Origin of the sequence: Halomonas sp. DP3Y7-2, assembly GCF_019800795.1 — a bacterium.
Classification (GTDB): Bacteria; Pseudomonadota; Gammaproteobacteria; order Pseudomonadales; family Halomonadaceae; genus Halomonas; species Halomonas litopenaei_A.
Map to the genome: position 1 here is coordinate 26,467 of NZ_JAHVKJ010000014.1, position 12,932 is coordinate 39,398.

General features: G+C 62.0%; 13 protein-coding genes. 5 read left to right on the forward strand and 8 right to left on the reverse strand.

Annotated elements, in window-relative coordinates; genetic code table 11:
* Positions 1 to 43 precede the first annotated feature (43 nt).
* Entirely contained in the window at positions 44 to 1,240 is a 1,197-nt protein-coding gene (locus tag KUV45_RS19185; RefSeq protein WP_222163914.1) for a M20 aminoacylase family protein, read from the reverse strand.
* Between the two features lie 165 nt (positions 1,241 to 1,405).
* On the opposite strand from KUV45_RS19185, the gene KUV45_RS19190 reads away from it, so the two are divergent.
* Positions 1,406 to 2,299, forward strand: a complete 894-nt coding sequence (locus tag KUV45_RS19190) for a LysR family transcriptional regulator (RefSeq protein ID WP_222163915.1) — start codon at positions 1,406 to 1,408, stop codon at positions 2,297 to 2,299.
* A gap of 128 nt (positions 2,300 to 2,427) precedes the next feature.
* On the opposite strand, the gene KUV45_RS19195 is transcribed toward KUV45_RS19190, so the two are convergent.
* The 3 genes from KUV45_RS19195 to KUV45_RS19205 all read right to left on the reverse strand — a co-directional run bounded on the left by KUV45_RS19195 (position 2,428) and on the right by KUV45_RS19205 (position 4,645).
* Complete coding sequence (locus tag KUV45_RS19195; RefSeq protein WP_261316051.1) at positions 2,428 to 3,888, reverse strand: Na+/H+ antiporter family protein; 1,461 nt, start codon at positions 3,886 to 3,888, stop codon at positions 2,428 to 2,430.
* Positions 3,889 to 4,181: 293 nt separating this feature from the next.
* Positions 4,182 to 4,388 carry a hypothetical protein gene (locus tag KUV45_RS19200; RefSeq protein WP_206940733.1) on the reverse strand — a complete coding sequence of 69 codons (207 nt, stop codon included), beginning with the start codon at positions 4,386 to 4,388 and terminating at the stop codon, positions 4,182 to 4,184.
* Positions 4,385 to 4,645, reverse strand: a complete 261-nt coding sequence (locus KUV45_RS19205; protein WP_222163916.1) for a hypothetical protein — start codon at positions 4,643 to 4,645, stop codon at positions 4,385 to 4,387. Before KUV45_RS19205 ends, KUV45_RS19200 begins: the two co-directional genes overlap by 4 nt.
* A 516-nt stretch (positions 4,646 to 5,161) precedes the next feature.
* Here KUV45_RS19205 and KUV45_RS19210 point away from each other — a divergent pair.
* Positions 5,162 to 5,647 (forward strand): fasciclin domain-containing protein, encoded by a 486-nt coding sequence (locus KUV45_RS19210; RefSeq protein WP_222163917.1) that lies wholly within the window; start codon positions 5,162 to 5,164, stop codon positions 5,645 to 5,647.
* Between the two features lie 217 nt (positions 5,648 to 5,864).
* Here the strand turns inward: KUV45_RS19210 and KUV45_RS19215 are convergent, their stop codons facing one another.
* On the reverse strand, positions 5,865 to 6,347 hold the full coding sequence (locus KUV45_RS19215) for a phosphatidylglycerophosphatase A (RefSeq protein WP_222163918.1): 483 nt from the start codon (positions 6,345 to 6,347) through the stop codon (positions 5,865 to 5,867).
* A 144-nt stretch (positions 6,348 to 6,491) separates the two neighbouring features.
* Positions 6,492 to 7,433 (reverse strand): transglutaminase family protein, encoded by a 942-nt coding sequence (locus KUV45_RS19220; RefSeq protein WP_222163919.1) that lies wholly within the window; start codon positions 7,431 to 7,433, stop codon positions 6,492 to 6,494.
* Positions 7,434 to 8,157: 724 nt separating this feature from the next.
* Here KUV45_RS19220 and KUV45_RS19225 point away from each other — a divergent pair.
* Together KUV45_RS19225 and KUV45_RS19230 are read left to right on the forward strand one after the other, a co-directional pair.
* Entirely contained in the window at positions 8,158 to 9,615 is a 1,458-nt protein-coding gene (locus KUV45_RS19225) for a circularly permuted type 2 ATP-grasp protein (protein WP_206940723.1), read from the forward strand.
* A gap of 4 nt (positions 9,616 to 9,619) precedes the next feature.
* A complete protein-coding gene (locus tag KUV45_RS19230; RefSeq protein WP_224852135.1) occupies positions 9,620 to 10,606 on the forward strand; it encodes an alpha-E domain-containing protein in 987 nt (328 codons plus the stop codon).
* Positions 10,607 to 10,723: 117 nt separating this feature from the next.
* Here the strand turns inward: KUV45_RS19230 and KUV45_RS19235 are convergent, their stop codons facing one another.
* Both KUV45_RS19235 and KUV45_RS19240 read right to left on the reverse strand, forming a co-directional pair.
* Positions 10,724 to 12,097 (reverse strand): MFS transporter, encoded by a 1,374-nt coding sequence (locus tag KUV45_RS19235; protein WP_222163920.1) that lies wholly within the window; start codon positions 12,095 to 12,097, stop codon positions 10,724 to 10,726.
* Positions 12,098 to 12,124: 27 nt separating this feature from the next.
* Complete coding sequence (locus tag KUV45_RS19240; protein WP_222163921.1) at positions 12,125 to 12,400, reverse strand: metal-sensing transcriptional repressor; 276 nt, start codon at positions 12,398 to 12,400, stop codon at positions 12,125 to 12,127.
* A 136-nt stretch (positions 12,401 to 12,536) separates the two neighbouring features.
* Here KUV45_RS19240 and KUV45_RS19245 point away from each other — a divergent pair, with 136 nt between their 5' ends.
* Entirely contained in the window at positions 12,537 to 12,911 is a 375-nt protein-coding gene (locus KUV45_RS19245) for a hypothetical protein (RefSeq protein WP_222163922.1), read from the forward strand.
* Positions 12,912 to 12,932 lie beyond the last annotated feature (21 nt).

Below are 12,932 nucleotides of genomic sequence, written 5' to 3' on the forward strand. Positions count from 1 at the left end.
TCAGCTGTGATCGGCCAGCTGTGACTGGCCAGCGGCGATCGGGTCAGGAGGCCTTGGCCAGTCCTTCGAGCGCGATGGCGACCAGCAGTTGGCTGCCGGTAGGAATGACGGCGTCGTTGAAGTCGTAGCGAGCGTTGTGCAACGGCGGAGTGTCCGGCGTGTCGGCGCTGCCCAGGAAGAAGTAGGCACCAGGGCACTGCTCCAGCATGAAGGCGAAATCCTCACCCCCCAGGCTTGGGGCTACCTCTTTCTCCAGCGCCGATTCACCGAGCACCCCGCGGGCCGTATCGATGACATGCTGAGTGGCCTCGGGGTGATTGATGGTGGCGGGGAAAATGCGCTGATGGTCGACCTCGATCTGGCCCCCGTAGGTGGCTGCGACACCGTCGCAAGTACGGGCGATGGCGTCGGCAATGCGGTCCTGTGTGGCCAGGTCGAGGGTGCGGACGGTGCCGCTCAGGCGGACCTCATCGGGAATGATGGCGAAGCCATCGAGTTCTCCGCCCTTGATCCCGCACAGGCTAAGGGCGGCAGGCGACAGCGGGTCGGCATCTCGCGATACCACACTGTGCAATGCCTGAATGAGGGCTCCGGCCATGCGCACCGGGTCGATGGAGAGATGAGGGTTCACGCCACCATGGCCGCCCTTGCCACGGACGCAAATGTCGAGGCGGTCGGTCGCAGCCATGATCGGGCCGGGGCGGATCGCGACTTGGCCTCTGGGCAGGGCGGGCCAGTTGTGCAGGCCGTAGATCGCGTCCATGGGGTAGCGCTCGAACAGGCCGTCCTTGACCATTTCGCGTCCGCCACCCAGGCCCTCTTCTGCCGGCTGAAAGACCAGGTAGACGATGCCGGAAAAGTCGCGGTGGCGAGCCAGGTAACGCGCGGCACCAATCAGCATGGTGGTATGACCATCATGCCCACAGGCGTGCATGATGCCGGGTACTTCGGAGGCATGAGCGTGGTCGCTGGCCTCCTGGATCGGCAGCGCATCCATGTCCGCACGCAGCCCGATGCGACGCCCGTTGTCCGCCGCCAGGCCCTTGATGGTGGCGACCACACCCGTACCGCCCAGACCCTTTTCGTAGGGAATATCCAGGCGTTCAAGCTCTTCACAGACCCGCGCCGAGGTGGCGTGCTCCTTGAACCCGAGCTCGGGGTGGCGGTGAAAATGATGGCGTAGTTCCGTCAGGCTTTGCAGTTGATCGTCGAAGAACGAGGTGTCGATAGTCAGGGTCATGGGATGCCGCAGATGTGTGAATGATGTTCATCATCATGGTCGGCGGCTTTTTATAGATAAAATATTATTATTTTTCTATTACCATGCTTTTATTGTATGGATGCCGGGTGTCTGGCATGCCCCAGGGGGCGTCGGCGCCGGTGGCTGGGCCACGAGGAGGCGAGCATGGACTTCAAGCAATTGCGCTATTTCCTGGCGGTGGTCGAGGAGGGCTCGATCTCCCGCGCTGCCCGGGAGATTCCGCTGGCCCAGCCTGCCCTGACGCGGCAACTCAGGCTGCTGGAGGAGTCGGTAGGGGCAACGTTACTGGAGCGTTCGCGTCACGGTGTCAGCCTCACGGCAGCCGGCAGTGCGTTTCACCGAGAGGCGAGGCGGCTAATACGGGAGTTCGAGACGGCCAAGCACGATGCGCGGCGTATCGCCGATGGCCAGCTTGGTCAGCTGCGCTTGGGAGTGACGGTCATGCACCTGTGGGTGCCGCAGATTGTCAGGCTGCTCAATCAGTTTCGTCAGAGCTACCCAGATGTCAGCCTGAAGGTGCAGTCACTGCTGTCTGCCCCACAGGTGGAGGCGCTTCGGCATCATCAGCTGGATGCAGGCATGCTGTTCTTCCCCCCACAGGACGATGATCAGCTCGATAGCCACTGCCTGTATGAAGATCGACTGGTGCTGGTCGTGAGCAAAGGTTCCCGGCTGGCGCGGCACCCGCCGAAGACACTGGCTGAACTGACCGGCGAGGATTTCATCTGGTTCGAGCGAAGCGCGACGCCGGTCTACCACGACAAACTCATCCATGCGTTTCAGCGGCGCGGCTTTACCCCGCATGTGGTTCAGGAAGGGACCGACAATGCGACCATGCTATGCCTGGTGGCGGCGGGTATGGGCTGTACCATCATGCCGGAGATGACCATGACGGGGGCGCCGGAGGGCGTCGTCAGCATCGCGCTGGATGACCTCGACATGGTCTTGCCATTGATGCTGGTGTGGCGGCGAGACGCCAGCCTGCCGGCGGTGCGTCGGCTGATCGACGTTGCCGAATCCCTGGCACTGAGTCGTTGATTACCGCTCAGCTCCTTCCTCTGCCGGCGGGAACGTTGGCGCACAACAGCAGGCCTGGGATCTGCAGCAGACGGCGTCCGCGTCACGGGGACGCCGTCCTATCCCGCTGGGTCGCTGCCCGGTGAGCGTCAGAGCACCATTGCCGCGATCCAGGCAAAGACCAGCATACCGAGGTTGCAGTGCAGGAAGGTGGGGATGACGCTGTCCCGAATATGGTCGTGCTGGCCGTCGGCGTTCAAGCCGGCCGTGGCCCCAAGGGTAATGGTGGACGCAGGCGAGCCGGCATCGCCGAGGGCGGTAGAAGCGCCCAGCAGGGCAATGGCCGCCAGCGGGTCAAAGCCCAGCGTCAGCGCCAGCGGCAGATAGATCGGGGCCAGGATGGGCACGCTGGCAAAGGAATCGCCAAAGCCGATGGTAATGAACAGACCGACGATCAGCATGACCGCAGCGCCCACCGCCATGTTGCCGCCAATCAACGCTGCCGAGGCGCTGACCAGGGCGTCGATTTCCCCCGTCGCGGTCAGTACGCCGGCGAAGCCTGAGGCGATGGTGATGATGACGGCGATCTGAGCCATCATTCGCAGCCCATCGGTGAACACGTCGTCCTGCTCCTGCCAGCGGAAGATGCCGCCAAGGGTCAGAATCAGGAAGCCCACCATGGCTCCGATCAGCAGTGAATCAAAGCTAAGCTGAAAGACCAGCGCCACGGCCAGCGCCGCCAGCGTGATAATGAGCTGAAGGGGCTTCAGCCGCGTGGGGGCGGTCGGCCGGGTGATCGCGACGGCGGCGTCAGGAGTGGCGTAGTCCCGCGGCCTGCGGTAGCTGATGAAGACTGCCACCAGCAGCCCTGCGACCAGTCCCAACACGGGTAAGGCCATGGCCTTGGGCGCCATGTCGGCGGTCGCTGTCAGGCCGTGTGCAGCGCCCACGCTGTTGACGTTGGCCAGCAGGATCTCGTTGAGGAAGATGGCGCCAAATCCGGTGGGTAGCAGCAGGTAGCTGGCGCTGATAGAGCACGCCAGAATGCAGGCTACGGCGCGGCGGTCGACCTTGAGACGGTCCAGCACACCAAGCAGCGGTGGGATCAAGATCGGGATAAAGGCGATATGCACCGGCACCAGATTCTGGGACATCAGCGAGGCCACGATGAATAGCCCGAACAGCGTCCATTTGACGCTGCGTCGAGTGCCTTCCTCGTGACTGCCAAGTCGCGAGGAAATGGCATCGGCCAGCAGCTCCAGCAGGCCACTGCGGGACAGCGCAACGGCGAAGGCGCCGATCATCACATAGGTCAGACCGACCTGAGCGCCTACCAGCAGATTGTCGTTGAACGCGCCGATGGCGTCGGTCATCGGCATCCCCGCATGCAGTGCGCCGAGCATGGCCGCACTGATCAAGGCAATGGCCACTGGAATCCTCAGCAGGCAAAGGATGATCATGCTGAGAATGGTCAGCACCACCGCGTTGATGTGATAGCCGACTGCCAGGCTGATGCCGTACAGCGCGGCGCACACCACGAGGATAGGAAGCGCCTGGGCGCGGCTGTCTTGACGGCGCGCTGAGGCCGCCGGAATTGCGTTGTCGGGCATGATGTCTCCGGCTCAATCTGAGCCATGTGTCCAGGTGGTTTCGGGGCGGCCAGTGAGGGGTGTGACGCGGGTTTGGCGCTGCTCACCTCTCAGTGTGCTGGCAGCGGCAAACGTCACTGGCGCCAAGATCATACCTCAAGACACCGCTCGCCAGGCGTCTAACCCTGCAAGCCCCCTGTCATGTCAGGTGCTATTTCAGGTACTTGCCAGACCGGTGATTCACCATGCCAATAAAAAGCGCCGCCCTGATGGGGCGGCGCAACATCGCCAGGACGCGGTGGCGTGTCAATGTCTCAGGCCATGGCCGCCGCTGGGCTGGGCATGGGCTGAGGGGGAGGTGGTGTCGTCGCCATGAGCGCCCGTTCCAGGTCCATGGCCTTGCACTTGTAGGCGGTACAGTTGGCGCAGTGCACGCTGTCACCGTCGTCGCGACCAACAGGAAGAGTGAACCGGCTGTGACCGCAGATGCTGCAGTTGAGGTCTAGAGCAACGGTAATCATGCGCTGCACTCCTGTGCGACAGCACTGCAGTGTTGGCCATGTTGCTCTCTGCGGATGGCCATCATCAGGCTGCGAGACTTGTTGAGAAATCGCAGATAGTCCGGTGTCTGACGCTGCTCCCAATCGGCAACGGTGGCGTGGAACTCGTCACACTCGACGCAGCGGAGTTCATCCCAGTCATTGTGCTGCGAAGCGGATGCCGGAATAAGGGTGGCCTGGTCATGGCCGCACAGTGTGCATGTGATGGGGTAGTACATCTGGCGCCCTCCTTGGCGCGTCGTCTTTCATCGCTCCTTGCGAGGTGACGCCGCAAGCGGTGGCTCGCTGCCTTGCTGGCCTACCCCTTGCGGCGTCATGTACAAGGTTGTCATGCATTTCTATTTTGTGCAAGTTGTGTATAGCTTATGCACAGTTCGCTTTCGCTGTGGCGCCGCCGACGTTTCTTTCGACGCAGCATGATGACGCCTCTTTGTGACGTTTTGATGGATAGGGTGAGGGGAAAGCGTCGGGTAGAAAAATACTTGTACGAAATATTTATCTGGTCTAGTTTTTGTACATGCTGTTGTTATATACCGCCTCGGTGTTCTGAGTGGTGCATAGGCCTTGGTTCACAGGGCTCTGGTTTACGGGGCTCTGGTTTAAGGGGCCGGGTTTAAGGAGCCGGGCTTATGGAACCGGGTTTATGGAACGCAGGTTGAGAAGCCTTGGTGAGTAGGGCTCCGGTGCCACGAGCCGACAGGTCCACCGAAGGCATGATGTCAGGAGGAAGGAGCATGAAGGCAAAGGGACTTTTGGCCGCCGGGTTGCTGTTCAGCGCCTCGGCAGTGTGCACCAGCGCAGCTGCGGCTGAGGATGACACGCTGTGGCAGGTGATTCAGGACGATGAGCGCCTGACGACCTTTGCTACTGCGGTGGAGGCGTCCAACCTGGACGAGCGCATGAGCGAGGAAGGGGAGATGACGGTCTTCGCGGCGACCCAGGAAGCCTTCGACGCGCTGCCCGAAGGCCGCCTCGACGATTGGCTGAGCGACGACAAGACCCAGCATCGTCGTCTGGTCGAAGTTGTTTCCTATCATCTCGTGGATGGCGCGTGGCAGCCAGGCGACAGCGATGTCGTCACCACCCTGCAGGGCACCGAAATGTCGGTCGAGGAGCAGGGTGGTGATTGGCAAGTAGGCAACGCGTCGCTGGTAGAGCGTGACATTCAGGCAAGCAATGGTGTCATCCACATCATTGACGCCGTGCTGATTCCGGAGTGAGTTCTGGACTGACTAATAGGTTTCGATCGAATCCTGTCCCGTCTTGCCGCCCTTCAGGGCGGCTTTTTTTGTCATGAACAGGCGTAGGGAAACACTGCATGAATTCCGCCGCTTCGCTGCGTTACGCGCTGCTCGATCTCCTCACCTATACCGCATAGGCTCCGGGATCAGCGCTGCGTGGGCCTTGCGCCGCTAGGCTGATGTGTTCAGCGCTCCCTTAGCGAGGGCTTTCTGTGCGCCAGTAACGGCGTGTCAGGCGTACCAGCAGGGCCAGAGTCAGGGCCGCATAGACGGCGGCCATGACATCATCCGCGACAATGCCCAGGCCGCCGCCGATGCCTTCGATCTCCCGCACGGGGGATAGCTTGGAAATATCGAACAGACGAAACAGCAGGTATCCGAGCGGCAGCATGATCCGTCGGCGGTGGCGCGAGAAGGCCAGAACTACCAGCGGCAGGGCTACCCACTCATCCAGCACGATCTGGGAGAGATCGCCGCCTCCCAGCCACAGCGAGGCAAAGTGGCAGATGGGAACGGCGGTCAGGATCAGCAACAGCGCGATCGCAAGCCGTCGTGCCGGCGGCAGCCGCAGCAAGTACCAGGCCACGGGAATGCCGATCAAGGTTCCGACGGTTCCGGGGGCCCAGGGCGAGTGGCCTAGCCCGAAGCCTGTGGCGATCCAGATCAGCAGGTCCTGCATGACACCTCTCCAGCAGTGCGCCCCAGGGAATCGTCAGGCGCCTAGACGCCGATAGTGGCGATTGGCGAGCAGGAACGCAATGCGAACATCCCAGTGTGGTGTAACGCTCAGGCTCCAAGTGCTAGCGGCTCGGGCCGTGCCGCCTCAGCTGGCCAGCGGCTCGTCCATGCTGTCGCTGTTGTCTCCATGACCCTCGGCGCTGGCGTCTGGGTCACTGGCGATGGGCAAGACATCGACTTCGACCTCAAGCTGTTGCCGGCCGCCACCGGTCACGACGCCCTTGATCGGCGCTACGTCGTCATAGTCTCGGCCCCAACCCAGCAGCAAGTGACGCTCGCCAACGCGCACACCGTTGGTGGGGTCGAGGTCCAGCCAGCCCCACCCCGGTATCAGCACCGCGAACCAGGCATGTGAGGCGTCTGCCCCTAGCAAGCGAGGCTGCCCAGGAGGCGGACTGGTCTCCAGGTAGCCGCTGACGTAACGAGCGGCCAGGCCGATAGAGCGCAAGGCGGCGATCGCAAGATGGGCAAAATCCTGGCAGACCCCGCGACGCTCTACCAGTACCTGCGACGGCGTGGTTTCCAGGTTGCTGAACTGACTGTCGTAGTAGAACTCGTCATAGATACGGCGATTAAGGGCATCCACACACTCCACCAGGTCGCCGCCAGGGGGAAAGCAGGCCTCCACCCACGCCGCCAGCAGTGGACGACGCTCGATATAGGCCGAGTTTTCGAGAAATGGCTGAGCTTCCCAGTAGCTCGTGGTGCCAGGTGTTGCCAGCAGGTCGCGGCAGGTTTCCCAGGACATGGCATTGGCAGGGGGCTGGGGCCGTGGGGAGGTGGTGATCCGCGCTTCCAGGGTCACTTCCAGCACCTGGTGCGGCGTGTCGATGGCAAACAGGTTGATACGGTTGCCAAAGGCATCGCAGCGTTGCTGGTGCAGCGGAGTCAGGGGCGATGTGGACAGGCGCGCGAAGGCCACCTGTTGCCAGCCCAGCACGCGAGGGGACAGACAGGCTTCGTTCTCGCTGAGCGTCACGATCTCGCTATAGCGATAGCGGGTGGTATGGCGCAGGTAATAGTTCATCTTGCAGTGCCCGAGCGAGGGCCTGATACCCGCATGACGCAGCGCCGGCTGGCAGGCACGTCATGGCCAAGGATGGACCGTCCTGCGGTCCCGGCATACGAGGACATGATGAGTGCGATGTGTCTCCTGATGACGAAGGGATACAGCACCCGTGGCGCTGTGATCAAGATGTACCCCAGGCTGGGCATCGGCTCAAGTCCGCCGTATGCCCGTTGAGCTGCACTGTAACCTTATACCCTCAGAACCTCATCCCTCAGGACCCCTGGCAAGTATCCGCAGGTGGGTCCATGAGCTTGGCTCGCTTTCCTGACCAAGCTCTCCAGACCAAACTCTCGTGGCCAAACCATCCACACCCCTTTGGCGGCGACAAAGCATCCACATCCTGTTGAGGTTGGGGAGGCCGGCGTCAGCCCGTCGTGACGCACTGTCCTGGTGCGCGCGTCGGCAGAAGTGCCCCGAGGACGAGCCAGCAGCCTGCCAGGGGCGTGACGCATGCGTCGCCATGTGTCCGTTGCGGTGCCGATTGTCCCGGCGGCTAACTTACCTGTGTCCGATACGGCAGATTTTCTGTGTTCTGGTACAGACCTTGCTATACAGCAGGTAGGGGACCCCGATATGTCGATGGGATGTACGCCAGTCTGGTGCATCACGATCCGGTGCAGGATGCCCCGGTGGACGAAGGCATAGCAGGGTAGACCGCTGTTGATAACAAGAGGGTGTGCCGATGAGCCATGTGGATTGGCAGCAGTACAACTGCGCTGGGTTCTACGATGAACTGGTGGCCATGCCCGGGATGCCGCGGGACGCGGCCAAGATGCTGTGCGACGTGCTGGAGGGATTTGCGCCGGATGAGCTGGCTGAGCGCAAGACGGCGGCAGAGATTGCCATCAGAACCATGGGCATCACCTTCACGGTGTACTCGGAAGGCAGCATGATCGATCGGGCCTGGCCCTTCGATATCGTACCCAGGATCATTCCCGCCGATGAATGGCGGCGTACCGAAGCCGGCCTGAAGCAGCGCGTCGAGGCGCTCAACCTGTTTATCGACGACCTCTACCATGACCAGAAGGTCATCAAGGATGGGGTCTTGCCCGCCGATGTGCTGGCGCAGTCGGTCAACTTTCGTCCCCAGTGTGTCGGTATCGACCCGCCCCACGGCGTCTGGGCACACATTTGTGGGTCCGACCTGGTGCGCGGTGGGGACGGCACGATCTACGTGCTGGAAGATAACCTGCGAATCCCCTCCGGCGTCTCGTACATGCTCGAGAACCGCAACGTGACCAAGCGCGTGCTGCCGGAGCTGTTTGCCTCGGGAAAGATTCTTCCCGTGGACGATTATGTGCCCCAGCTTTACGACATGCTGGCCGGCATGTCGCCTCGTCCCTGGGACGACCCGCAAGTGGTGGTGCTGACGCCGGGGATCTACAACTCTGCCTACTACGAGCATGCCTATCTGGCGCAGCAGATGGGGGTGCAGCTGGTCCAGGGCTCTGACCTTGTCGTCGATGATGACGATGTGGTCTACATGCGCACGGTACAGGGGCTAACCCGGGTAGACGTCATCTATCGGCGTATCGATGATGCCTTCCTCGACCCGGAGGCCTTCCGTGCCGACTCTGTATTGGGGGTGCCGGGACTGATGCGGGCCTGGCGCAGCGGCAAGGTGGCACTGGCCAATGCCCCCGGGGCCGGGGTGGCCGATGACAAGGTCGTTTATGCCTTCGTGCCGCAGCTGATCAAGTACTACCTGGACCAGGATGCCTTGCTGCCGAACGTACCGAGCTACCTCTGCATGCTTGAGGAGGATCGGCGCTACGTGCTGGAGCACCTGCATGAACTGGTGGTAAAGCCGGCCAACGAGTCAGGCGGCTACGGCATGCTGATGGGGCCTCAGGCCTCCCAGGCGGAACGCGACGCCTTCGCCAAGTTGATCCAGCAGGACCCGCGCAACTACATGGCCCAGCCCATGCTCAACCTGTCGACCACGCCGACCCTGTTCGACGGTCGGCCTGAGCCTCGCCACGTCGATCTTCGGCCCTTCATCCTGTCTGGCCAGGATGGTGCCTATGTCACCACCGGCGGCTTGACCCGTGTTGCGCTGGTAAAGGGGTCGCTGGTGGTCAACTCGTCCCAGGGCGGGGGCAGCAAGGACACCTGGATCGTCGAGACGGGGGAGGACTGAGACCATGCTGATGCTTTCAAGAGTCGCCGAGAACCTGTACTGGATGGCCCGCTATATCGAACGGGCCGAGGACACCGCGCGCCTGATCAATGTCTCCAGCCACCTGATGCTCGACATGCCCTATCGGCAGCCGCTGGGATGGGCGGCGATGGTCGATATCACCGGAGGCGGGGAGCTTTTTGCCACCCTTTACGATGAGCCCAATGATCGCAACGTCATCCAGTTTCTGTGTGCTGACCGGCGCTACTCCGGGTCGATTCTGTCCGCCCTGGCTCAGGCCCGGGAAAACCTGAGGACTACCCGGGACGTGGTGCCCCGGGAAGTCTGGGAAGAGATCAACCAGCTCTACATGAATGCCAGCGCCCAGGCTGATGCCGGGTTGGGACCTGGCCGTCGCGAGGTCTTTCTCAAACTGGTGATTCGTGGCTGCCAGACGCTGATTGGCCTTATCGAAGGGACCCTGAGCTACGGCGGTCCGCGGACCTTCATGATGTTGGGGCGCCAGCTGGAGCGTGCCGACATGATCACCCGCATCATTGATGTGCGTTCGGCCAACCTGCTGCAGCGAGACAGTGATGAGATTCGGCCCTTCGAGCACTTGCAGTGGATGAGTGTGCTGAAGTCACTGACCGCCTACCAGATGTATCGCCAGCACGTGCGTTGTCGAGTAAGAGCCACTGACGTACTGCGTTTTCTGGTGCAGGACGGCAAGTTTCCACGCTCGGTGTCGCGCAGTCTGAAGGACAGCATGCGTGCGCTGCGCTCGCTGCCGCGGCATGACAGGGCATTGGCCACCGCGACGCTGGTTCACGCCGATGTGGCCGAGGCCGACGTGCTGGCGCTGGTTCGTTCTCCCGAGGCGCTGCACGAGTTCATCGACACCCTGCAGCAGGGCGTTGCAGAGCTGCATGCCGCCATTGCCCGCACGTACTTTCCGACGCTGGATGACCTGGAAGAAGTGGCGCTGGCGACGGTGGCCAACGAGGAATAGCGGGACGTCGCGAACGGTAGCTACGCCATGCGCCGACCCGCTGTCGGCGCCATGGCGGTCGCTCGCTACCGGCTCTGATCGATATGTTCCCCATCAGCAATGTTGGTCTTCATGGCCTTACAATGGCCATTTCATGTGGTGCTGATCGATGACGAAGACGTGCCGATGCCGACCTCCAAGATGGTCGTGAGGATGGCGATGGGGCTCCGGCCCCTCCCAGCCCTCATGCTCATGCTGATGGTGCTCGTCATGGTAATGCAGATGGGTATGCGCCACCGGGTCGTGGTCATGCTCGAGGGTCTGCGGGTCCCGTGCCGGCCAGGCTCGGGTCGCGAGCGCCGTCGATAGCAGCGCGATTACCCCCAGTAAGGCGAAGGTCTCGGTCAGCCCCACCTTGGCCCCGACCCAGCCGGCCAGCGGATAGGCCACGAGCCAGCAGCCATGTGATAGCGAGAACTGTGCGGCGAACAACGCCGGACGGTCCTCTGGGTGGCACGACTGCTTGAGCAGGCGCCCAGTGGGGGTCATTACCAAAGAGGCGCCGGCGCCCAGTAGGAACCATAGCGCCACAAGGCCGACGAAGTCGGGAGCGAGCAGACCGAGGAACAGGCTCACCGTCATCATTACAGCGCCCGTGAGCATGATCGGCCGCTCCCTCATGCGTTCTAGCACCTTTGGCAGCAGCAGAGCCACCAGAATCGAACCACCTCCCACCGCCGCGAAGGCCATAGCCACCGCTTGCTCGCCCAGGCCCAGAGAGGAGCGGACGTAAACCACTGTATTGACGACCTGCATGGCTCCAGCGGCTGATACCACCATATTCAGGGCCAGCACCCCGCGCAGCCGAGGCGTCTTTAGATAAAGCCGCATACCATGGGAGACCTTGCGCCAAACGCTCGGCGTCTCTTCCTCTACCACCTGGGGCGACGGCAGTACTACCGAGATGACTAGGCCGGCCGAGACCAGGAAGGCCAGACCGTTGAGCAAGAACAACACATCGAAGCCCATCACCATCAGCAGCGCTGCGGCTGCCATGGGGCTGAGCAGGTTCTCTAGGTCGTAGGCGAGTCGCGACAGTGATAGCGCTTGGGTGTATTCCCCCTCGTCTTCGAGGAGATCTGGGATCGTTGCCTGGAAGACCGGAGTAAAGCCCGCGGAGGCGCCATTGAGCAGGAAAATCAGTACGTAGATCTGCCAGATCTCGGTGACGAAGGGCAGCGTACAGACCACTGAGGCTCTCAATAGGTCCAGGCATACCAGTAAGGCACGGCGCGGAAGACGCGAAGCATAGGCCCCAACTAGGGGCGCAATGCCCACGTAAGCCACCATCTTGATCGCTAGCGCTGTACCCAGCACGGTCCCAGCCTGCCCCGCGGCCAGTTCATAGGCCAACAGCGCCAGGGCCACCGTCGTCAGTCCGGTACCGGCAAGGGCGGTAATCTGGGCCAGGAACAGGTGACGGTAACGGCGGTGACTCAGCACCTTGATCATGCAGTTCTCCTTGTGATGAGAGAGACGTTACAGGTAGCGCACAATCGTCTTGAAGTCGTCGACTCGGGCCCGCTCCCCCGGTGCCTGGGGGGCAATCGCTTCATCCAAACAGTGGTCAATATGATCCTGAATGAGGGTCCGCTTAGCCTGTTGGATCGCCTTCTCCACGGCATGTAGCTGCTGGGCCACTTCCAGGCAAGAGCGCTCTTCCTCGATCATGCGGGTCACGCTCTCCAAGTGCCCGCCCGCTCGCTTCAGGCGTTTGATGATGTCGGGATGTGACTGGTGGGTATGCGATGTCATGATCCGTTCCTCGTTGGTGTTTATATCCCCCTGGGGGGGGATGTTAGACTCCTGAACGCTGTCGTGACAATGTCCCATGAAGACAAGGTCACATGGTGCATCATCTCGGCTTTCGCCTTGGAGCTAGTCTGCCTCTATGTTCAACCGCCTGTGCCAACACCTCGGTCATTTGTTCCTGTTGCTGCTGATCGCGCAGGGGCTGGTTATGTCCGGCATCGGCGAAACTCGCGCACACGGACCGGTCGACGCAGTGGCCGTCGAGCACAACCTCCAGGAAGAACTCCAGATAATGCATGGGCATGCGCACCGCCACGTGCATGCGTCGACCGACCGACAGCCGCTGTCCCATGACGGTGGAAGCCACTTCCATGAGACGGCGGATAGGATCATGGACAGGATTGTCATGGCACTCCTGCCCCCCAGCACCATCCGGCAGCAACAGCGGGATGGCAGCCCGCTTCGTCGAGCCTTCAGGCTCGAGCGCCCTCCACGGCCGGTCATGGCGGCATGACCGGGGTCGCCTGTCAGGCGA